Genomic DNA, 19,372 nt, shown 5'->3' on the forward strand with positions numbered 1-19,372 from the left:
CTGCGCCTCACGCCCATCACCGGATCAGCCCGTCCGGCCGAGCTGGCGCAGCGCGGCCCGCAGCACCTGGGCCATGTCCGGCGGGGTGCCGTTCTCGTCCACCGCCACGCCGGACTCCGGCGCCGCCACCACCTTGTCGACCGCGTCCGAGGCGGCCTTGGCCGGCCAGCCCAGACCGGTGAGCGCATCGAGCACCTGGTCCCGCCAGGCGCCCTGGGCAGCGGGTTTCACCGGCTGCGCCGCAGCGGTGGCGCCCCCGCTGGGGGCACCCAGCTTGTCGGTCAGCTCCAGCACGATGCGCTGAGCTCCCTTGCGGCCGATGCCCGGCACCTTGGTCAGCGCGGTCAGGTCCTGCTGGGCCACCGCCAGCCGCAGTCCTTCGGGGGTGTGCACCGCGAGCATGGCCAGGGCCAGCCGGGTCCCGATCCCGGAGACGGTCTGGACGATCTCGAACACGTCGCGCTCGTCCGGATCGGCGAAGCCGAAGAGGGTCAGCGAGTCTTCCCGGACCACCAGGCTGGTGGCCAACTCGGCCTCCTGCCCAGGCCGCAACTCGGCCACCGTGGCCGGGGTGGCCAGCAACTTCAGCCCGACCCCACCGACCTCGATCACCACCGAGTCCAGCCGGACGGCCGCCACCCGTCCCCGCACCGACGCGATCACCGCGACTCCCTCAACCTCCGAACATCTGTACGAGAAGGAAATGTAGCCGCAGCCACCGACAGTCTCGGACAAGCCGCCACCCCCGGCGCGTCCGGGCCGCTCCACCCGCCGCATGTGTACACCGTGTACCAGGTGTGCCAGGTTTACACATCGCGACCCGGCCCGCCGGGAGGGGTGACCCAGAGTCGCCATCGAAGCGCGCAGTATCGAAGCATGCAGTATCGAAGCAGTGCCCGGAGTCAGCGGGCCCGCGAGCCCTTCTTGGAAGCCTCGATCGCCGCCACCCAGGCCTGCTGCGCCGCCGTGGCCCCGCCCCCAGAACCCGCAGCAGAAGCCGGCATCACCGCAGCCGTCCCGTCCCGCCACAGGTGACAGATCGCCAGGGCCAGCGCATCCGCCGCGTCCGCCGGCCGAGGCGCCTCGGACAGTTGCAGAATCCGCTGCACCATCGCCGTGACCTGAGCCTTGTCGGCCCGGCCGGAGCCGGTCACCGCCGCCTTCACCTCCGAAGGCGTGTGCATCACCACGGGGATGTTCCGCCGCGCCGCGGCCAGCACCGTCACACCGGCCGCCTGGGCCGTGCCCATCACCGTGGACAGGTTGTTCTGGCTGAAAACCCGCTCCACCGCGACCACGTCGGGCCGCACCTGGTCCATCCAGCCCTCGACCGCGTCGCTGATCCCCAGCAGCCGCGAGCCCAGTTCGCTGCCGGCCGGGGTGCGGATCACGTCCACCGCCACCATCCGGGCCCGCCGCCCGGGCAGACCGTCCACCACACCCAGCCCGCACCGGGTCAGCCCCGGGTCGACCCCTAGAACACGCATCAGGCCACCATCACCGGCAAAACGGAACCGGGCCGGTAACGACCCGGCCCGGTATCCAGAAAATCACGAGAAACGCGTCACTCGGCGTTGACGAGTTCCATGACCTCGTCGGACACGTCGAAGTTGGCGTAGACGTTCTGCACGTCGTCGCAGTCCTCGAGGGCGTCGATCAGCTTGAAGATCTTGCGCGCGCCCTCCTCCTCCAGCGGCACGTTCATCGACGGCACGAACTGGGCCTCGGCCGAGTCGTAGTCGATCGAGGCGTCGACCAGCGCGGTGCGCACCGCGACCAGGTCGGTCGGCTCGCTGACCACCTCGAAGACCTCGCCCTGGTCGTTGACCTCCTCGGCGCCGGCCTCCAGCACCGCCTCGAGCACGGTGTCCTCGGTCAGGCCGTCGGCCTTCGGGACGATCACCACACCCTTGCGGTTGAACAGGTAGGCCACGCTGCCCGGGTCGGCCATCGTGCCGTTGTTCCGGCTCATCGCGGTGCGGACCTCCATGGCGGCCCGGTTGCGGTTGTCCGAGAGGCACTCGACGAGCATGGCGACGCCGTTCGGGCCGTACCCCTCGTACATGATCGTCACGTACTCGGCACCACCGGTGTCGGCGCCGGAGCCGCGCTTGACCGCGCTGTCGATGTTGTTGTTCGGCACCGACGACTTCTTGGCCTTCTGGATGGCGTCGTACAGCGTCGGGTTACCGGCCGGGTCACCACCACCCGTGCGGGCCGCGACCTCGATGTTCTTGATCAGCTTGGCGAACATCTTGCCGCGCTTGGCATCGATGACGGCCTTCTTGTGCTTGGTGGTGGCCCACTTGGAATGGCCCGACATCGGGTCGCCTCCCGTTACGCAAAATTAAACAGAAACCACAGCTCAGCGAGCCATGCTACCCATGCACGGGGGCAACCTCCGACGAGGACGCCCGCGCGGCGCTCGCCCGGGCCCGCCGGCCCGAGGACGCATACCCGAAAACCAGCGCCAGCACTGCGCACCCGGCCACCACGGCCCAGCCGGTGTGGGCCGCGACCAGGCTGTCGCCGGTGCCCCGCAGCGAGGCCGTGTACACCGAGCCGACCAGCGCCACCCCGACCGTGGTGCCGACCTGACGGCTGGTCGAGGCCACCGCGGCGGCCAGACCGGCCTGGGCGGGCGGCATCCCCGACACCGCGGTGCTGGTGATCGGCGCGTTGATCATCCCGAACCCGACGCCGAACAGGGCGTAGGCCACGAACAGCAGACCGAGCGGGCGCTCCGGTGAGACGAAGGTCAGGGTCAGCGTGCCCGCGCTCATCCCCAGCCCGCCCAGCACCAGCGAGGGCCGGGTGCCGTAGCTGGCCACCATCCGCCCGGAGATCGGCGCCAGCACCATGATCACCACCGCCATCGGCAGCAGGTACAGCCCGGCCTCGAACGGTGAGAGGCCCAGGTCGTTCTGCAGGTACAGGGTGTTCACGAAGAGGCAGCCGGCGAACGCGGCGAACGCGGTCAGGGCGATCAGGGTGGCTCCGGAGAAGGTGGCGCTGCGGAAGAACCGGATGTCCAGAAGCGGCTCGGCCCGGCGCTTCTCGTAGCGCACCAGGGCCACCGCCGAGAGCCCGGCCACCACCAGCAGGGCCAGGACCAGCGGCGAGGACCAGCCCAGGTGCGGCACCTCGATCACCGCGTAGATCAGCGTGGCCAGGGCGGTGATCACCAGTAGCTGACCGACCGGGTCGAACCGCCGGCCCTGCGCCGCCCTCGACTCCGGGACGAACACCGCGGTCAGCACGATCGCCAGCAGCCCGATCGGCACGTTGATCAGGAAGATCCAGCGCCAGCCCACGGTCTCGACCAGGAAACCGCCCAGGATCGGCCCGAGCCCGATGCTCACCCCGACCACCGCGCTCCAGACTCCGATCGCCCGGGCCCGTTCCTGACGGTCCGGGAAGGTGTTGGTGACGATCGAGAGCGCCACCGGGTTGAGCATCGAGGCGCCCACCCCCTGCAGCATCCGGAACACGATCAGCCAGCCCAGGCTCGGTGACCAGGCACACAGCAGCGAGGCCAGGACGAAGATCGCCAGGCCGGTCTGGAAGGTGCGCCGCCGGCCCAGCCGGTCGCCCATCGAGCCGGAGAGCATCAGCAGGCCGGCCAGCACCAGCGTGTACGAGTCGATCGCCCACTGCAGTCCGGAGACCGAGGCCCCCAGGTCTTCCTGCAGCGAGGGCAGCGCCACGTTCAGGACCGTGGTCTCCAGGCCGACGATCAGCAGGCTCGTACAGCAGATCAACAGGACCAGCTGACGCCGACGCGGACTCAGTTCGTTCATGAACGGACGTTTTCACGCACCATGGCGGCGAACAAATGGTGGACGCGGTGGTCACCGGTGAGCTCCGGGTGGAACGAGGTGGCGAGCAGGTTCTCCTGCCGGACCGCGACGGCGTGCCCCTGCGGCGAGCGCGCCAGCACCTGCACGCCCGGGCCCACCTGCTCCACCCACGGCGCCCGGATGAAGACGGCGTGCACCGGCCCGCCCTCGATCCCGGCAAAGTCCAGATCGGCCTCGAACGAGTCCACCTGGCGCCCGAAGGCGTTGCGCCGCACGGTGACGTCCAGCCCGCCCAGGGTCTGCTGACCCGGCGCGGCATCCACCACCCGGTCGGCCAGCATGATCATCCCGGCGCAGGACCCGTAGGCCGGCAGACCGGAACGCAGCGCCTGCAGCAACGGCTCCCGCAGGCCGAAGCTCCTGGTCAGCTTGTCGATCGTGGTCGATTCGCCGCCCGGCAGCACCAGCCCGGCCAGGCCCTCCAGCTCGGCCGGCCGGCGCACCGGCCGGGTCGCGAGCCCCAGCCCGGTCAGCACGCTCAGGTGCTCGCGGAAGTCCCCCTGGACCGCGAGCACCCCGACCTCAGGACTCACCAGCCACGCTCGGCCAGCCGGTGCGGCTGCGGAATCTCGTCCACGGTGATCCCGACCATCGCCTCGCCCAGCCCCCGCGAGACCTTGGCGATCACGTCCGGGTCGTCGTGGAAGGTGGTGGCCTTGACGATCGCCTCGGCCCGGGCCACCGGATTGCCCGACTTGAAGATGCCCGAGCCGACGAACACCCCGTCCGCACCCAGCTGCATCATCATCGCGGCGTCGGACGGGGTGGCGATACCGCCGGCGGTGAACAGCACCACCGGAAGTTTCCCCGTCGCCGCGATCTCCTGGACCAACGGCAACGGCGCCTGCAGTTCCTTCGCCGCCACGTACAACTCGTCCGGTGAAAGCCCGCGCAGCCGCCGCATCTCGGCCCCGATCGTCCGCATGTGGGTCGTGGCGTTCGAGACGTCCCCGGTGCCGGCCTCACCCTTGGAGCGGATCATCGCCGCCCCTTCAGAGATCCGGCGCAGCGCCTCGCCCAGGTTGGTGGCGCCGCAGACGAACGGCACGGCGAACTTCCACTTGTCGATGTGGTTGGCGTAGTCGGCCGGGGTGAGCACCTCGGACTCGTCGATGTAGTCCACCCCGAGCGACTGCAGCACCTGGGCCTCGACGAAGTGCCCGATCCGGGCCTTGGCCATCACCGGGATCGACACCGCGGCCTGGATGCCGTCGATCATGTCCGGGTCGCTCATCCGGACCACGCCGCCCTGGGCCCGGATGTCGGCCGGCACCCGCTCCAGCGCCATCACCGCCACGGCCCCGGCGTCCTCGGCGATCCGGGCCTGGTCGGGCGTGACCACATCCATGATCACCCCGCCCTTGAGCATCTCGGCCAGGCCTCGCTTGACCAGGCCGGTACCGGTCAAACCGGCAGAATTGGCCGCGGATGAAGAACCTTCAGACATGAGAACCTCACACAGAAGCACCGACAGACCGGGCCAGTGTTGCACGGCCGGACGAAATTGGCATCAGTCCACGATGCCAATCACGGCAGTATGCTGATTACGGCAGGACGAGGCCCTCCGGCTGGCTGTCGTCGATCTCCACCATCTGCGGCATCTGCGCGGTGCCGGCCAGATGGGCCCAGCGCACCACCTTCTTGCGCCGCATCCGCTGGGCGTGCGCGACCGCGTCGTTGTGGAAGCGCCGGGCCAGCTGAACCCGCTCCCCCGCCAGCACCAGCTCGTCCAGGAGCTCACCACCGGCCGGGTCGAGCCGCAGCTTCTTCACCTTCTCGGCATCGCCGAAGGCCTGGTGCAGGGCCCGGGCCAGCAGGTTCTCACTGGCCTCGCTGACCGGGGCATCGGGAGCCCGGACCATCCGGGTAGCGGCCAGACGCAACTGCTCCCCGGCCGGCGGAGCCACCAGCCGGGCCGCTTCCAGAGCCACCGCGGCCCGTCGGGCCAGCCGGGTCTCCAGCGCTGCCCGTGAGGTCTCGACCCGGTGGTGCAGCCGGTCCAGCCGGGCCGCCAGATAGGACAGGTACCAGCCGATCACCAGCAGGGCCAGCACACTCAGGACGACGATGCCCCAGGGACCGTCGAGCCAGCCGACCGCCTGATCCATCAGCTCACCTTCGGGCGCCAGCGGGCGAGCAGACCCAGCCTCGGGTCCTCACCCACCTTGTCCGCGCCGATCGTCACCGTCTCGTAGACGTCGAGAATCTGGGCCGCCACGCGCGGCCAGTCGTACCTACGCACCGCGACCGAAGCGCGAGCCGCGCGTTCCTGGGCGCCAGTGCGATCGTCCAAAAGCTCATTGATCTTCGTGGCCAGGTCAGCCGGGTCAGAGGCACGGGCGAGCAACCCGTACTCCCCCTCGCCGAGCACCCTACGGAAGGCGCCGAGATCACTGGCGATCACCGGCGCCCCCGCACTCATCGCCTCCACCAGCACGATGCCGAAGCTCTCCCCGCCGGTGTGCGGCCCTACGTACGCGTCCACCGAGCGCAACAACGAAGCCTTGGCGTCGTCGTCCAGGGCCCCCAGGAACTCGATTGCCTCCCGGGCGGCCGGCTGGTCGGCCAGGACCTCCATCGCCTGCGCCGCGTCCCCTCGCCCCAGAACCAGAACGCGTACCCCGGGATGCGAACGAAGGACGCTCGGCAGGGCAGCCGTAAGGATCTGCAGCCCCTTACGCGGTTCGTCCAGCCGACCTACGAAAGCCAATGTGGGACGGGTGTCGCTCCCCTGCCACTCGGGGCGGGGCTGGGCAGCGGCGAACCGATCGACGAAAACCCCGTTCGGGATCACCACCGCGTCGCCCCCGACGTGATCCACGACCGTCCGCCGGGCGTCCTCCGACACCGCGATCCGGGCCGAGAGCTTCTCGAAACCCGGGCGCAGCAACGGATACGCCGCCTGCATCGCCCGCGAGCGCGGGTTGGAGGTGTGGAAGGTGGCCACGATCGGGCCGGTGGCCGCCCACATCGCCAGCATCGACAAGGACGGGCTGGAGGGCTCGTGCACGTGCAGCACGTCGAAGTCGTTCTCGGCCAGCCAGCGCTTGACCCGGGCCGAGGCCACCGGGCCGAAGCTGATCCGGGCGATCGAGCCGTTGTAGGGCAGCGGCACCGCGCGCCCGGCCGAGGAGATGTACGGCGGCAGCGGCGTCTCCTCGTCCGAGGGGGCCAGCACGCTGACGTGATGCCCCTGGCCGAGCAGGTGCTCGGCCACGTCACGGATGTGGAACTGCACCCCGCCGGGGACGTGGAACGAGTACGGCGAGACCATGCCGATTCTCATGGCCCTGGCTCTCTGGGCGCGGGCTCTCGGGACTCGGGCTCTCTTGACGCGAGCCGGGCCGGATCGAGGTCGGCGTCGAACACCACCTGCATCATGTGCCAGTCCTGGGGATGCTGCCGGAGCCCTTCGGACAGGGCGTCGGCGCAGCCCTGGGTCATCGCGGCGATCTTCTCGGCCTTGGTCCCGGTGGTGGGCACCGGCACCGGCTCGTGGATCTGCAGCACCAGACCGTGCCCACCGCCGGGCAGGTCCTCGTAGTACGTGTTGACCGGCATCAGCGGCACCTTCGCGGCCAGCGCGATCGCGGCCGGGCCGGGAGCCATCCGGGAGGCCTCGCCGAGGAAGGTCACCGGCACCCCGTTGCCGCTGAGGTCACGGTCGGCCAGCAGCGGCACGAACGCCCCGGCATGGGCCTTGCGCACCAGCTGTGACATCAGGCCGGGCTCCCCGAGCGGGAAGATCTCCATGCCCAGCCGGCGCCGGTAGCCCAGGAACTCCTGGTAGACCGCCTCGGGCTTGAGCCGCTCGGCCACCGTGGTGACCTTGCTCAGGTTCAGCCCGGCCCAGGCCCCGGCGTGGTCCCAGTTGCCCTGGTGCGACAGCGCCGCCACCACCCCGGTACCGCCGGCGAAAATCCGCTTCAGCCGCTCCGGCTCGTCCACCCGGCAGGTCCGGGCCAGGCGCTCGCCGTCCCAGTCCGGCAGCAGGAACGCGTCGCACCAGTAGCGCATGTACGAGCGCATCCCGGCCCGCGTGAGCCGGCGCAGCTCTTCGGCCGAGGCGCCCGGAACGGCCCGGGCCAGGTTGGCCGACAGCTGCTGCACCCCGCCGCCGTTGCGCCACCAGACGTAGTCGGCGATCAGCCGGAAGAGTGCATAGGCGAGGCGCTCCGGCAGCAGCCGGACCAGCCGCCAGGCACTCAGGTAGGCCGCGGTGATCAGACGGGTGGACAGGCGCTCCCGCACGGCCCGGCGCCTAGGCGTTCTCGCCGACGGTCAGTTCCCGGCCCAGGGCCTGCCGGCGCACCATCATGATCCGCTGGAAGATGGTCACCACGCTGCCCACCACCAGCAGGACCAGCACGCCCATGAGCAGGTACTCGCTCACCCCGATGCCGACGAAACCGGTGGCCACCAGGGTGAGCACGAGCCGCTCGGACCGCTCGGCGACACCCACGTTGGCCTGCATCCCCAGCCCTTCGGCGCGGGCCCGGGAGTACGACACCAGGAACCCGAGGACCAGGCAGGCCAGCGACAGCACCATCATCACGTCGTTGTCCCGGGGCCCGGCGAAGCAGAGCACCAGCCCGCCGAACACCGCGGCGTCACCGAACCGGTCGAGCGTGGAGTCGAGGTAGGCGCCCCAGACCGACGAACGGCCGGACATCCGGGCCATCGTGCCGTCGATCAGGTCGGAGAAGACGAAGGCGGTGACCACCATCACGCCCCAGAACAGCTCGTCCCGGGGGAAGAAGGCCAGAGCTCCGAAGCAGACACCGATGGTGCCGACCAGAGTGACGGCGTCGGGGCTGACGCCCCAGCGCAGCAGCAGACGGGCCACCGGCGAGAAAACGCGGGTAAAGAAGGCCTTCGCGAATCGGTTGAACATGGTGAGGTCACTCTAGCGACGCCGCGCAGTGCTCCCGGACCTCGTGCAGGTAACGGTTCAACCCATCGGTAGAGCCGGTCGACCCAACGGCACCGACCGGCTACGCGCCGCCGCTAGAACCAGGCGTCGGCCAGCTTCTTGCGGGTGTCGGCCAGCAACTCGGGCAGCGCCTTGGTCCGGGCGATCACCGGCAGGAAGTTCGCGTCGCCGCCCCAGCGCGGCACCACGTGCTGGTGCAGGTGCGCGGCGATCCCGGCCCCGGCCACCGCGCCCTGGTTCATCCCCAGGTTGAAGCCGTGCGGGGCAGAGACCGAGCGGATCACCGTCATCGCCCGCTGGGTCAGGCCGGCGACCTCGGCGGTCTCGGCCTCGGTCAGGTCGGTGTAGTCCGCCACGTGCCGGTAGGGGCAGATCAGGACGTGGCCGGGGTTGTACGGGAACAGGTTCAGGACGGCGAAGGCGTGCTCGCCCCGCGCCACCACCAGGCTCTCCTCGTCCGGGGCCTGCGGTGCCCGGCAGAACGGGCAGTCCTCCCCCGGCGCCGACGTCTTCGGCTTCTCCTCACCGCTGATGTACACCATGCGGTGCGGCGTCCAGAGCCGCTCGAACCCGTCCGGCTCGCCGCCCATCGTGTCCGAGACCTCGTACCCATCACTCACCCGCCGGAGTCTAGGTCACGACCTGCTCCGGAGGCTGGTTAGTCTTACGCGGTGAACGGGCCGCAAACACCAGAATCCAGCCCACCGGTGCTCCGGCTCGGGAAACCGGCCAAGGGCCTGCTGGCCGCCCTCCTGCTGGTGGTGAGCGCCCTGTTCCTGGGCGGCACGTTCGTCGGCTCGGACGACTGGTGGCCGTTCGCCCCGTGGAAGATGTACTCCACCTCCACCGCCCCCTCCGGACCGGTCGGCTCCACCCTGATCGAGATCCAGGAGGCCGGCTCGCCCGAGTGGCAGCCCGCCAGTCTGCATCCCGACACCGTGGGCCTGAACCGGGCCGAGATCGAGGGCCGGATGACGATGATCAAGGAAGATCCCGCCGTGCTCGGCACCCTGCTGAAGAGTCACTCCGAACTGCTGCCGGACGACCCGGAGTGGACCGCGATCCGGGTGGTGCGCAGCGACGTGATCCTGCACGAGGGCGAGCGCACCGGCGAGACCCGCGACACCACGCTGGCGGTCTGGCCGTCCTCGGCCCGCACCGCCGAGGACGACGCGCCCCGGATCATCACGGAGGCAGCGCAGTGAACCGGCTGTCCCAGTGGCTCTTCGACCCGGTCCCGCTGGCCCGGGTGGTCCTGTTCCGGCGCTTCGTCTACGCGTTCGTGATCATCGACATCCTGCTGCTGCACACCTCCGGCTTCCGGCACGGCTGGGCCGACCCGGTCTGGTACCAGCCGCTGATCATGGGTGAGTGGCTGAACATCCCGGCCGCGAACGTCCCCCAGGTGATGATCCTGAAGTGGGGCACCGTGCTGGTCGCGGCGTTCGCCCTGACCGGCCGGTTCCCGCGGGTGAGCGGGCTGGTCGTGGCCGTGGGCTGGATCTGGTACCAGTACGTGGCCTTCGCCTACGGCAAGGTCGACCACGACCGCGGCGACTTCGTGATCGCCCTGGTGGTGCTGCCGCTGATCGGGATGGCCGCCACCGCCGGCCCGGCCGGCGATCGCACCCGCAGCGAGCTGGCCGGGTTCGCGTTCCGGGCGATGCAGCTGGCGGCGATCGCCACCTACTTCCTCTCGGCCTGGGCCAAAGTCCGCTTCGGCGGCTGGGAATGGGTCAACTCGGCCACCATCACCCGCGCGGTGATCCGCCGCGGCACGTTCATCGGCGACTGGCTGCTGGAGATCCCCTGGAGTCTGCACGCGTTCCAGTGGGTGCTGTTCAGCGCCGAGATGCTGGCCCCGGTGATCTTCTTCGTCGGGGAGAAGTGGCGGCGCCGGATGGTCGCGGCCTGGTTCGTCTTCCACGCGGCCACCTACTCGGTGATCACCATCGCGTTCTGGCCGCACCTGGTGATGATGCTGGCCTTCCTCCCGCTGGAGGAGTACCGCGACCGGGCGGTGGCCCGCTGGAACTCCTGGCGCGGAGGCGATTCCGGAGAACCAGAGCCACAAGTGAAGACGCCCGCGAGCCCGGCTTGAGTGCCGGGCCCGCGGGCGCACCGCAGCGTTGAGCTGTCCAGCAGTGAGCTACCCCTTGGCGCCGAGCGATTCCAGCAGCGAGCGCACCTTGGTGGCGAAGGCCTGATCGTGGGTCATCGCGGTGGCCACGGCGTACTGCACCCGGTCGCGGGCCCAGCCGGAAGGTCCGGTCGGGGTCCGGGCCTCGGCGTCGAACTCGGCCATGTAGCGGTTGGTCCCTCTGCTCCCGGCGAGCTTTCCGGCCACCAGGTCGTGGAGCTCCTTGGCGGTCGGCCCCGACTTGCCGGCGGGCGACCCGAGCACACCGACGACGACATCTGCACCCAGCACTGTGCCTCCTCGTTAAGGCTGACGACCTGTTCCCTATCCAGCGGCAGCGAGTGACCGCCGGTCAAGGAACCAGCCGGAAATTAGCCCGAACGAGGAAGCCCGGCCACCGGACCCGTCCGACCTCGGACCGGCCCGCCCTCAGACCGGCCGGAGCTGCTCGGCCGGCTTGAGCAGGGCCCGCAGCCGCTCGGCGAACACCGGGTCGTGGGCGATCGCGGTGGCCACGGCGTGCTGGATCCGGTCGCGGGTCCAGCCCGAAGGCCCCCGCGGGGTGCGTACCTCGACCTCGAAGTCGGCCAGGTACGGCGATCCGGCCAGCTTGGCGGCTACCAGGTCGTGCAGCTGGTCGAGCTGCGCGTCCTGCCCGGGCCCCCAGGTACGCAGCCTGGCCACGACAACATCCGCACCCATCTTTGGGCCTCCCGTTCGGCTGAAGGTCGACCGACCGGCGCAGCCGCCAGGTCGATCTCCCCATTCAGGTGGGATGTGACCTGCGTCGCAAGAGTGACACACCATCCGTGCGCCGAGCGGTCAACTTTGAGGCGACCGGGAATAAATCAGCCAGAGTGTGCAGGGACGAGACCGAGTCGGCTCAGCGCCTGCCGAGTACGTCCGCCCAGCCCGCTGTACTGACGTACGTGCCGGCCCGACAGTGGCCCGGGCGAGGGTGAAGCCCGCACGATGGCTGGGCAGGCCTGAGCCGCCCCATCACCCGGCAGCTCGTCGCCGGGGTGCACCGTGATCAAGACCCCGAACCGCGCCAGCACCTCTTTGACCCGTACCTCCCACGAGCCTTCCAAGGTGCCGCTGACGTCGAGCGGGGACAGGCCGTCCACGAATTCCCGGGCCAGGAGACCCCGATCGGCCGCGATGAGGTCGGCCAGACGCAGGTCCGGGGTCAGCACGTAGGCCAGCCGCTCGCCGGTCCGCGCCTGCTGCCCGTACAGCACCGAGATGCCGCCCAGCACACCCGCACCGTCGATCCGCACCACCGCCAGATCGAACCGGCTGGTGCCCTCTTCCAGCTCCTGACCTGCCGCCTGGACTGCCGCGACGGCCCGCTCACGCCGGGCCTCGTCCTCCGGCCGCTCGGCCAGGGCACTCACCGCCCAGCGCGCGGGCGCGGCCGTGACCAGGCGTTCCAGGTCGATGGCGACATTCAGGCGGAAGGTGAGATCGCTGCTGCGGACCCGGAAATCGTCGACCCGGACGCTACGTACCCCGTGGATCTCGGCGCCCAGTGTGCGCGTCTCGCCGTCTGTTCCGAGCACAGCGACCCTCCTGACCGTAGGTGATCTCCCGGTCACCATGAGGCACTCGGCATCCTGGAGCGGTCAAGGATGATGCAGCGTCACTGCCATAAGGCGATGCAGGTGCAGTTCTCAGGTTTTGGCTTGACCAGTCTTAGTTCTTGGCCTGACCGGCAGGGGGCATGGCGCAGGCGGCGGTGCCACCGGGCAGACGATGGCGGTTACGGGCCACCCAGCGATAGATCACCCCGGCCACCGAGCGCACCCCGGGCAGCGCGATCACGTACCCGGCGGGCCGGGCCCAGGGCCGGGAAGCCTTCAGCAGCTGGGCGATCGCCAGCTCGGCGGCGTAGACCTTGCCGTCGGCGTCCACGTACTGCAGCGCCTCCACGCAGGCCTCCACCCCCAGCCCGTAGGCCGCCAGGTCCAGGCGCTGCCAGGGCTCCACCGCGGCCGGCGGCTTCAGGTACGACGTGATCACCCCGGCCAGCTTGGTGCAGATCCCGCAGTCCCCGTCGAAGATCACTACCGGACGAGGAGAGGGCAAGACTGGCGGCTGCGACATAGGCCCTAGATTACTGCGGTGTCCAAGCCAGAGACCGAGGCCGCCCCCGCCGCTCCCCCACCCGAGCCTGGATCCAGGCCTGAGCCCGAGGTGAAGCGGCTGTCCGGCCGGGGCCTGCTCTGGCGGGCGCTCGCCCTGGCGGTGGGCACCCTGCTGATCGTCAACGGCTCGGTCTACGGCAACGACACCCACTGGCCGTTCGCCTCGATGGGCCAGTTCGCCTTCCGGGTCGGCGACAACGACTCGATCCGCTCCACCTTCCTGGCCGCGGTGGACGAGGACGGCAACCTGCAGCGGGTGGCGCTCAGCCACAACAACATCGGGATCGCCCGGGCCGAGGTCGAGGGCCAGCAGCGCAACTTCATCCTCGAGCCGCAGATGCTCAGCGCCCTGGCCGAGAACTACGCCCGCCGGCACCCCGGTTCGCCGGAACTGGTCCAGCTGTGGCTCTGCCAGGACATCACCGAGCTGTACAAGGGCCGCGAGCGGGGAACCTCGATCGAGACCATGGTCGGCTGGCCGGCCAACACCCTGATCCCCGAGTCCTTGCCCGAGCCCGGCGGCGAGAAGGTCGCGGTCGACCTCGATGCCCCGGAGAACAGCCGCCCGAACACGGACGAGAGCACTGGCCAGAGCGGGCAGGAGAGCCGATAGTGACCAACCCGAGTACCACTGAGGCGAGCGGAGAACCGGCCGCGCGCACACCGTCCGTCATTGGCAGTTTGCGTTCCTGGGTCTTCGAGCCGGTGCCGCTGGCCCGGGTGGCCGTGCTGCGGGTCCTGGTCTACCTGTTCGTGGTCTACGACATGTTCCTGGTGATCGCCGACCCGCCCAAGCTGGCCACGGTCTCGGCCCAGCTGTACCGCCCGGTGCGGATGCGCGAATGGCTGCACCTGCCGGTCCCGTTCCCCGAATACGTCCAGACCCTGCGGGTGGTCGTGATCATCGCCTGCGCCGTGATGGTGCTGAGCGTGTTCCGGCGGCTGCCCGGCTGGATCCCGCTGACCGCCGGGCTGGTGGCGGCGGCCGGGTTCACCGACTGGGCCTCGATCGGAATGTCCTACAGCAAGGTCGATCACGACCACTTCGCGCTGGTCGTGGCGCTGTGGGTCCTGCCCACGGTCGGTCTGGCCACGACCGCGGACCGGCGCACCGGCCTTCGTTCCGAGGCCGCCGGCTGGGCACTGCTGGCGATCCAGATCGGCGTGGTGGCAACCTATTTCCTGTCGGCGGTGGCCAAGGTCCGCTTCGGCGGCTGGGACTGGGTCACCGGCTCCACCTTCGCCTGGGCGATGACGCGGCGTGGCACCGATCTGGGCCGGGCCCTGCTGGACCCGCCGTGGATCCTGATCGCCTCGCAGTGGCTGCTTTTCATCGTCGAGGTGCTGTCCCCGCTGATCCTCTGGGCCCGGGGGAAGCTGCGCTACCTGATGGTGGCCGGGTTCCTGCTCTTCCACCTGAGCACCCAGCTGGCGATGAGCATCAACTTCCTGCCGCTGGTGGTCTGCCTGATGGCCTTCCTGCCGCTGGAGAAGCTGATCCGGCAGAAGAACTGAATCCGAACCAAACTGGGGACGCGTGCGAGCCAGGCCCGCACGCGTCCCCAGTTTGTTTGCCCTTTAGACCTGCGCGCGGGTCCGGATCGCCTCGGTGATCCGCTCGATCGCCGCCTCGATCGGCACACCGTTGTCCTGCGAGCCGTCGCGGAACCGGAACGAGACCGCGTTCTTGGCCACGTCGTCGTCGCCCACGATCAGCATGAAGGGCACCTTCTGCTTGGTGTGGGTGCGGATCTTCTTCGGCATCCGGTCGTCCGAGTCGTCCACCTCGACCCGCACGCCCACGGCCCGCAGCTTCGCGGCCACGTCCTGCAGGTAGGGCACGTGGTCGTCGGTGACCGGGATGCCGACCGCCTGGACCGGGGCCAGCCAGGCCGGGAACGCCCCGGCGTAGTGCTCCACCAGCACCCCGAAGAACCGCTCGATCGAGCCGAACTTGGCCGAGTGGATCATCACCGGCTGCTGGCGGGTGCCGTCGGCCGCGGCGTACTCCAGGCCGAATCCCTTGGGCTGGTTGAAGTCGTACTGGATGGTGGACATCTGCCAGGTCCGGCCGATCGCGTCCTTGGCCTGCACCGAGATCTTCGGGCCGTAGAACGCCGCGCCGCCCGGGTCGGGCACCAGCTCGGCGCCGGACTCCTCGGCCACGGTCCGCAGCACCTCGGTGGCGGTGGCCCAGTCCTCGTCCGAGCCGACGAACTTGTCCTTCTTGGCCGGGTCGTCCGAGCGGGTGGACAGCTCGAGGTAGTAGTCGCTCAGGCCGAAGTCGGACAGCAGACCGGTGACGAACTTCAGCAGGTGCCGGATCTCGTCGGGCGCCTGCTCCTTGGTCACGTAGCTGTGCGAGTCGTCCTGGGTCAGGCCGCGCACCCGGGTCAGGCCGTGCACCACGCCGGACTTCTCGTAGCGGTAGACCTGGCCGAACTCGAACAGGCGCAGCGGCAGCTCACGGTAGGAACGCCCGCGCGACCTGAAGATCAGGTTGTGCATCGGGCAGTTCATCGCCTTGAGGTAGTACTGGCTGTTCTCGAGGTCCATCGGCGGGAACATGGTGTCCGCGTAGTACGGCAGGTGGCCGGAGGTCTCGAACAGCCCGCCCTTGGTGATGTGCGGGGTACCGACGTAGGAGAAGCCCTCCTCGATGTGCCGGTTGCGGACGTAGTCCTCCATCACCCGCTTGATCACCCCGCCCTTGGGGTGGAACACCACCAGGCCGGAGCCGATCTCGTCGGGAAAGCTGAACAGGTCCAGCTCGGTGCCGAGCTTGCGGTGGTCGCGGCGCTCGGCCTCGGCCAGGCGCTCCAGGTAGGCCTTCAGCTCGTCCTTGGTCGCCCAGGCGGTGCCGTAGATCCGCTGCAGCTGCGGGTTCTTCTCGCTGCCGCGCCAGTAGGCCGCGGCCGAGCGCATCAGCTGGAAGCCGTTGGCGATCAGCTTGGTGCTGGGCACGTGCGGGCCGCGGCACAGGTCCTTCCAGACCACCTCGTCCTTGCGGTTGAGGTTGTCGTAGATGGTCAGCTCGCCGGCGCCGACCTCGACGTCCGCGCCCTCGGCGTCGTCGTTGCTGGCGCCCTTGAGGCCGATCAGCTCGAGCTTGTAGGGCTCGGCGGCCAGCTCGGCGCGGGCCTCCTCGTCGGTGACCACGCGGCGGCGGAAGGTCTGGCCCTCCTTGATGATCCGCTGCATGGTCTTGTCGAGGGCCTTGAGGTCCTCCGGGGTGAAGGGCTTCTCGACGTCGAAGTCGTAGTAGAAGCCGTCCCGGATCGGCGGGCCGATGCCGAGCCTGGCATCCTTGAAGGTCATCTGCACGGCCTGGGCCAGCACGTGCGCGCACGAGTGCCGCAGCACCGCCAGGCCCTCGGGGTCCTGGGCGGTGACCGGCTCGACCTCGTCGCCGGCCGCGAGCACGTGGGTGAGGTCGCGCAGCTCGCCGTTGACCCGGGCCACGATCACGGCGCGGTCGTCGGCGAACAGGTCCGCGGCCGTGGTCCCCGCGGCGACTTCCCGCGGTGAACCGGATACGGACACGGTGACCTGGGCTGACACGGTGACTCCTTGATTGGTCTGAACGGGTGCCGGGACCGGGCCCGGACGGGATCATGCAGACGCGACTCTACCGAGGGCCCGCCGAAAACCGCCCACGGGATTCCTCCGTGTCCCCTCAGGGCGGGACGCCGGGCTGCCGATACCGAGCGCGTGGATGAGTTGGGGCAGCCCGAGCACGCCCCTGCGGCGGCCTACACCGAGGCGGACCGGCAGGAGCAGGCCCGCACCGAAGCCGTCCATGCGCTGGGCCTGCTGGCGCAGCCGGTCTCGTCCGGGATCGAGAAGGTGGTGGCGCTGGCCGCCGAGCTGTGCCAGAGCGAGAACGCCACGATCAACATCGTCGACGAGGAGTGGCTGCACTCGATCGCTGCGGTGGGCGGGCCCAAGGGCAGCTGGCCGCGGGAGGACATCCCCTGCGACATCGTGATCCGCAGCGGCAGCGAGCTGGTGGTGGAGGACGCCACCAAGGTGCCGATCCTGGCGCACAGCCCGCTGGTGGACGGCACGATGGGCCGGATCGGCTTCTACGCCTCGGTCCCCCTGCGCACGGTGTCCGGGCACGTGGTGGGCACCCTGTGTGCCTGGGACGAGCGGCCCCAGACGATCGCCGACGGCCAGGTCAAGATGCTGCGGATCCTGGCCGACCACGCGATCGGCATCTTCCAGATGGGTGACGCCCTGGAGCGCGCCCGGCACGCCACCGACCGGCTGGCCGAGCAGTCCACCCGCGCCCACGACCTGCTGCTGGCCCGCCGCGCGGCCGAGGAACTGTTCGCCGCCACCTTCCACCACGCCTCCGACGGGATCATCGTCCTGGCGGTCTCGGGCCCGGACGCCGGGCGGATCGTGCGGGCCAACGCCGCCGCCGGGACCATCTCCGGGCGCACCGAGCTGGCCGGGCTCACGCTGGCCGAGGTGCTGGACGGCCCGCCGGCTCCGGGCGAGCCCACGGCGGGGAGAAAGATCCAGATCGAGGACGGGTCGGGCCGGCCGGGTGCCCGGCAACCCGATGATGCGAAGCGGCAGGCCCTGATCGCCGAGATCGCCCTGCTGATCTCCGAGCCCAAGGGCGTCTTCCGCAACGACACACTGGAGCATCTGACCCGGATGCCGGTGGGCACCGGTCACATCTACATCCAGCTGGTGGTCACGCTCACCCGCGACGACCAGGACCGGCCGCAGCACATCCTGGTGCAGATGCGCGACGTCACCGCCCGCCAGGCGCACGAGCAGTGGCTGGTCCGCCAGACCCAGACCGACCCGCTGACCGGCCTGGGCAATCGGCTGGCGATGCAGGAGCGGCTGGCCGAGGAGATCATGGCGCTGCGCGCTCCGGGCGCCGGCCTGGGCGTGCTGATGATCGACCTGGACAACTTCAAGGCGGTCAACGACCGCCTGGGGCATCCGGCCGGCGACGACCTGCTGTGCCGGATGGCCGACGCCATGGTCACCATCCTGCCGCTGGACGCCTTCGCCGCCCGGCTGGGCGGTGACGAGTTCGTCGTTCTGGCGCCGGGCTCCTCGCCCGAGGTGGTGCAGGAGACCGCCGATCAGGTGTCGCGGGCCCTGACCGAGACGGCGGAGTACTTCGGCGAGCGCCTCGGTACCCAGGTCGGCGCCAGCATCGGCCTGATCTACACGCAGAACCCGGCCACCGACCCGGAGGAACTGCTCAAGGCCGCCGACGCGGCGATGTACGACAACAAGCGGCTGCGCCGGTACACCGCGCCCAGTGCTCAACCCAGCGTCCAGGCCCCGCTCTACGCCGTGCCCTCGCCCCGCGACGCCGATCCGATCGTCTACCCCACGCCGACCCCGGCACCGCGGCACTCCCCCACCCTGCCCGGCGAGACCCAGCATCCGGCCCACAGCCGCGAGCAGTGATCAACCGGCCCGTCCCGGAACCACCCGCATCGGGTTGCGAGCCGTTCCGCGCAGCAGGTTCTCGTACAGGTCGCGCAGTTCGGCCCCAGGCTCGGAGCCCAGTTCCCGGCTGATCAGGGTGCGGGCGGCGGCGTAGGTGCGCAGCGCGTCCGCCTGATGGCCGCCGGCGGTCTGGGCCCGGATCAGCTGAGCCACCAGGGTCTCGCTGGCCGGCCGGGCGGCGATCGCCCGGCGCAGCATCCGGACCGCCTCCTCACCCCGCCCCAGCGCGATCTTCGTCTCCGCGAAAAGGGCCAGCGCCGCCACGTGTTCCTCGTCCAGCCACGCCCGCACCCGGTCGCACCAGGCTCCTTCCAGACCGGACAGCGCCGTGCCGCGCCACAGCGCCAGGGCTGAGCCGAGGTGCCGGTGCCGCCGGGCCGCGCTGGACTCGGCGTGCGAGGCCGCCACGTACCGCTGGAAGCGGTGCAGGTCGACAGTGTCCGGATCCACGTCGATCCGGTACCCCGCAGCATCTTTGACGATCCGGGGACGGCGGCCGCGCCCCGGCTCCAGCAGGCCCCGCAGCCGGGCCACGTAGGCGTAGACACTCTCCCGCGCCTGTGGTGGCGGAGTCTGGCCCCAGACCCGGCCGATCAGGGTCTCCATCGGCACCGGGCGCCCCGCCTCGAGCAGCAGAATGCTCGCCACCGTGCGCTGTTTCGGCGATCCGAGATCAACTGGCCGGCGCCCCACCCAGGCTTCCGCCGACCCCAGCACGCGAAACTCCAAGGAGCCCCCTCTCCGACGTGCTCCTTCCCCCTGCTCGCGATGCTACTGCACGGCCGTTCAACAACGATTACCGGTA

The 19,372-nt window shown here is 70.1% G+C and carries 22 protein-coding genes; 5 read left to right on the forward strand and 17 right to left on the reverse strand.

Annotation, left to right across the window (positions count from 1 at the left end; translation table 11 throughout):
• Positions 1 to 24 precede the first annotated feature (24 nt).
• The 11 genes from ruvA to LR394_RS36380 all read right to left on the reverse strand — a co-directional run bounded on the left by ruvA (position 25) and on the right by LR394_RS36380 (position 9,383).
• Positions 25 to 663, reverse strand: a complete 639-nt coding sequence (ruvA, locus tag LR394_RS36330; protein WP_231449229.1) for a Holliday junction branch migration protein RuvA — start codon at positions 661 to 663, stop codon at positions 25 to 27.
• 239 nt (positions 664 to 902) lie between these two features.
• On the reverse strand, positions 903 to 1,487 hold the full coding sequence (gene ruvC / locus LR394_RS36335; RefSeq protein WP_231449230.1) for a crossover junction endodeoxyribonuclease RuvC: 585 nt from the start codon (positions 1,485 to 1,487) through the stop codon (positions 903 to 905).
• A gap of 77 nt (positions 1,488 to 1,564) precedes the next feature.
• On the reverse strand, positions 1,565 to 2,323 hold the full coding sequence (locus LR394_RS36340) for a YebC/PmpR family DNA-binding transcriptional regulator (RefSeq protein ID WP_231449231.1): 759 nt from the start codon (positions 2,321 to 2,323) through the stop codon (positions 1,565 to 1,567).
• 55 nt (positions 2,324 to 2,378) lie between these two features.
• Positions 2,379 to 3,800 (reverse strand): DHA2 family efflux MFS transporter permease subunit, encoded by a 1,422-nt coding sequence (locus tag LR394_RS36345; RefSeq protein WP_231449232.1) that lies wholly within the window; start codon positions 3,798 to 3,800, stop codon positions 2,379 to 2,381.
• Complete coding sequence (pdxT, locus tag LR394_RS36350; protein WP_269330375.1) at positions 3,797 to 4,396, reverse strand: pyridoxal 5'-phosphate synthase glutaminase subunit PdxT; 600 nt, start codon at positions 4,394 to 4,396, stop codon at positions 3,797 to 3,799. Before pdxT ends, LR394_RS36345 begins: the two co-directional genes overlap by 4 nt.
• The gene (gene pdxS / locus LR394_RS36355; protein WP_331283129.1) at positions 4,390 to 5,307 is read right to left on the reverse strand and encodes a pyridoxal 5'-phosphate synthase lyase subunit PdxS; all 918 of its coding nucleotides are present in this window, start codon (positions 5,305 to 5,307) and stop codon (positions 4,390 to 4,392) included. The genes pdxT and pdxS overlap by 7 nt, the downstream gene beginning before the upstream one ends.
• Positions 5,308 to 5,404: 97 nt before the next feature.
• Complete coding sequence (locus LR394_RS36360; protein WP_231449234.1) at positions 5,405 to 5,968, reverse strand: hypothetical protein; 564 nt, start codon at positions 5,966 to 5,968, stop codon at positions 5,405 to 5,407.
• Positions 5,968 to 7,146, reverse strand: coding sequence for a glycosyltransferase family 4 protein (locus LR394_RS36365; RefSeq protein WP_231449235.1), 1,179 nt, complete (start codon positions 7,144 to 7,146; stop codon positions 5,968 to 5,970). The genes LR394_RS36360 and LR394_RS36365 overlap by 1 nt, the downstream gene beginning before the upstream one ends.
• Complete coding sequence (locus LR394_RS36370; protein ID WP_231449236.1) at positions 7,143 to 8,111, reverse strand: phosphatidylinositol mannoside acyltransferase; 969 nt, start codon at positions 8,109 to 8,111, stop codon at positions 7,143 to 7,145. The genes LR394_RS36365 and LR394_RS36370 overlap by 4 nt, the downstream gene beginning before the upstream one ends.
• A gap of 10 nt (positions 8,112 to 8,121) precedes the next feature.
• Positions 8,122 to 8,754, reverse strand: coding sequence for a phosphatidylinositol phosphate synthase (pgsA, locus tag LR394_RS36375; protein ID WP_231449237.1), 633 nt, complete (start codon positions 8,752 to 8,754; stop codon positions 8,122 to 8,124).
• 113 nt (positions 8,755 to 8,867) lie between these two features.
• The gene (locus LR394_RS36380; RefSeq protein WP_269330377.1) at positions 8,868 to 9,383 is read right to left on the reverse strand and encodes an HIT family protein; all 516 of its coding nucleotides are present in this window, start codon (positions 9,381 to 9,383) and stop codon (positions 8,868 to 8,870) included.
• A gap of 81 nt (positions 9,384 to 9,464) precedes the next feature.
• Between LR394_RS36380 and LR394_RS36385 the strand changes: the two genes are divergently transcribed.
• Both LR394_RS36385 and LR394_RS36390 read left to right on the forward strand, forming a co-directional pair.
• The gene (locus LR394_RS36385; protein ID WP_231449239.1) at positions 9,465 to 9,998 is read left to right on the forward strand and encodes a hypothetical protein; all 534 of its coding nucleotides are present in this window, start codon (positions 9,465 to 9,467) and stop codon (positions 9,996 to 9,998) included.
• Positions 9,995 to 10,894, forward strand: coding sequence for a hypothetical protein (locus LR394_RS36390; RefSeq protein ID WP_231449240.1), 900 nt, complete (start codon positions 9,995 to 9,997; stop codon positions 10,892 to 10,894). Before LR394_RS36385 ends, LR394_RS36390 begins: the two co-directional genes overlap by 4 nt.
• A 48-nt stretch (positions 10,895 to 10,942) precedes the next feature.
• On the opposite strand, the gene LR394_RS36395 is transcribed toward LR394_RS36390, so the two are convergent.
• From LR394_RS36395 to LR394_RS36410, 4 genes are all read right to left on the reverse strand, one after another.
• Complete coding sequence (locus LR394_RS36395; RefSeq protein ID WP_231449241.1) at positions 10,943 to 11,224, reverse strand: hypothetical protein; 282 nt, start codon at positions 11,222 to 11,224, stop codon at positions 10,943 to 10,945.
• A gap of 138 nt (positions 11,225 to 11,362) precedes the next feature.
• The gene (locus LR394_RS36400) at positions 11,363 to 11,635 is read right to left on the reverse strand and encodes a hypothetical protein (protein ID WP_231449242.1); all 273 of its coding nucleotides are present in this window, start codon (positions 11,633 to 11,635) and stop codon (positions 11,363 to 11,365) included.
• A 146-nt stretch (positions 11,636 to 11,781) separates the two neighbouring features.
• A complete protein-coding gene (locus tag LR394_RS36405) occupies positions 11,782 to 12,495 on the reverse strand; it encodes a hypothetical protein (RefSeq protein ID WP_231449243.1) in 714 nt (237 codons plus the stop codon).
• 133 nt (positions 12,496 to 12,628) lie between these two features.
• Positions 12,629 to 13,039 carry a thiol-disulfide oxidoreductase DCC family protein gene (locus tag LR394_RS36410; RefSeq protein ID WP_231449244.1) on the reverse strand — a complete coding sequence of 137 codons (411 nt, stop codon included), beginning with the start codon at positions 13,037 to 13,039 and terminating at the stop codon, positions 12,629 to 12,631.
• Positions 13,040 to 13,057: 18 nt separating this feature from the next.
• On the opposite strand from LR394_RS36410, the gene LR394_RS36415 reads away from it, so the two are divergent.
• Together LR394_RS36415 and LR394_RS36420 are read left to right on the forward strand one after the other, a co-directional pair.
• Positions 13,058 to 13,693: a hypothetical protein gene (locus LR394_RS36415; RefSeq protein WP_231449245.1), complete on the forward strand. Its 636-nt coding sequence runs from the start codon at positions 13,058 to 13,060 to the stop codon at positions 13,691 to 13,693.
• Complete coding sequence (locus LR394_RS36420; protein ID WP_231449246.1) at positions 13,693 to 14,595, forward strand: hypothetical protein; 903 nt, start codon at positions 13,693 to 13,695, stop codon at positions 14,593 to 14,595. Before LR394_RS36415 ends, LR394_RS36420 begins: the two co-directional genes overlap by 1 nt.
• A gap of 63 nt (positions 14,596 to 14,658) precedes the next feature.
• Here the strand turns inward: LR394_RS36420 and thrS are convergent, their stop codons facing one another.
• Entirely contained in the window at positions 14,659 to 16,641 is a 1,983-nt protein-coding gene (thrS, locus tag LR394_RS36425) for a threonine--tRNA ligase (protein WP_231449247.1), read from the reverse strand.
• A gap of 150 nt (positions 16,642 to 16,791) precedes the next feature.
• Here thrS and LR394_RS36430 point away from each other — a divergent pair, with 150 nt between their 5' ends.
• Positions 16,792 to 18,525: a sensor domain-containing diguanylate cyclase gene (locus LR394_RS36430; protein ID WP_231449248.1), complete on the forward strand. Its 1,734-nt coding sequence runs from the start codon at positions 16,792 to 16,794 to the stop codon at positions 18,523 to 18,525.
• Here LR394_RS36430 and LR394_RS36435 read toward each other — a convergent pair whose 3' ends face one another.
• Entirely contained in the window at positions 18,526 to 19,284 is a 759-nt protein-coding gene (locus LR394_RS36435; protein ID WP_331283130.1) for an AfsR/SARP family transcriptional regulator, read from the reverse strand. It abuts the gene before it with no gap.
• Positions 19,285 to 19,372 lie beyond the last annotated feature (88 nt).

The sequence above is a fragment of the Kineosporia babensis genome (genome assembly GCF_021129305.1).
GTDB classification, from domain to species: domain Bacteria; phylum Actinomycetota; class Actinomycetes; order Actinomycetales; family Kineosporiaceae; genus Kineosporia; species Kineosporia babensis.

Bases quoted from the DNA above. Each gene is read 5' to 3' on its own strand.
- pgsA (WP_231449237.1), bottom strand. From the start codon at position 8,754: ATGTTCAACCGATTCGCGAAGGCCTTCTTTACCCGCGTTTTCTCGCCG.
- LR394_RS36410 (WP_231449244.1), bottom strand. From the start codon at position 13,039: ATGTCGCAGCCGCCAGTCTTGCCCTCTCCTCGTCCGGTAGTGATCTTC.
- LR394_RS36380 (WP_269330377.1), bottom strand. From the start codon at position 9,383: ATGGGCGGCGAGCCGGACGGGTTCGAGCGGCTCTGGACGCCGCACCGC.
- ruvC (WP_231449230.1), bottom strand. From the start codon at position 1,487: ATGCGTGTTCTAGGGGTCGACCCGGGGCTGACCCGGTGCGGGCTGGGT.
- pdxS (WP_331283129.1), bottom strand. From the start codon at position 5,307: ATGTCTGAAGGTTCTTCATCCGCGGCCAATTCTGCCGGTTTGACCGGT.
- LR394_RS36340 (WP_231449231.1), bottom strand. From the start codon at position 2,323: ATGTCGGGCCATTCCAAGTGGGCCACCACCAAGCACAAGAAGGCCGTC.
- LR394_RS36400 (WP_231449242.1), bottom strand. From the start codon at position 11,635: ATGGGTGCGGATGTTGTCGTGGCCAGGCTGCGTACCTGGGGGCCCGGG.
- LR394_RS36365 (WP_231449235.1), bottom strand. From the start codon at position 7,146: ATGAGAATCGGCATGGTCTCGCCGTACTCGTTCCACGTCCCCGGCGGG.
- LR394_RS36360 (WP_231449234.1), bottom strand. From the start codon at position 5,968: ATGGATCAGGCGGTCGGCTGGCTCGACGGTCCCTGGGGCATCGTCGTC.
- LR394_RS36345 (WP_231449232.1), bottom strand. From the start codon at position 3,800: ATGAACGAACTGAGTCCGCGTCGGCGTCAGCTGGTCCTGTTGATCTGC.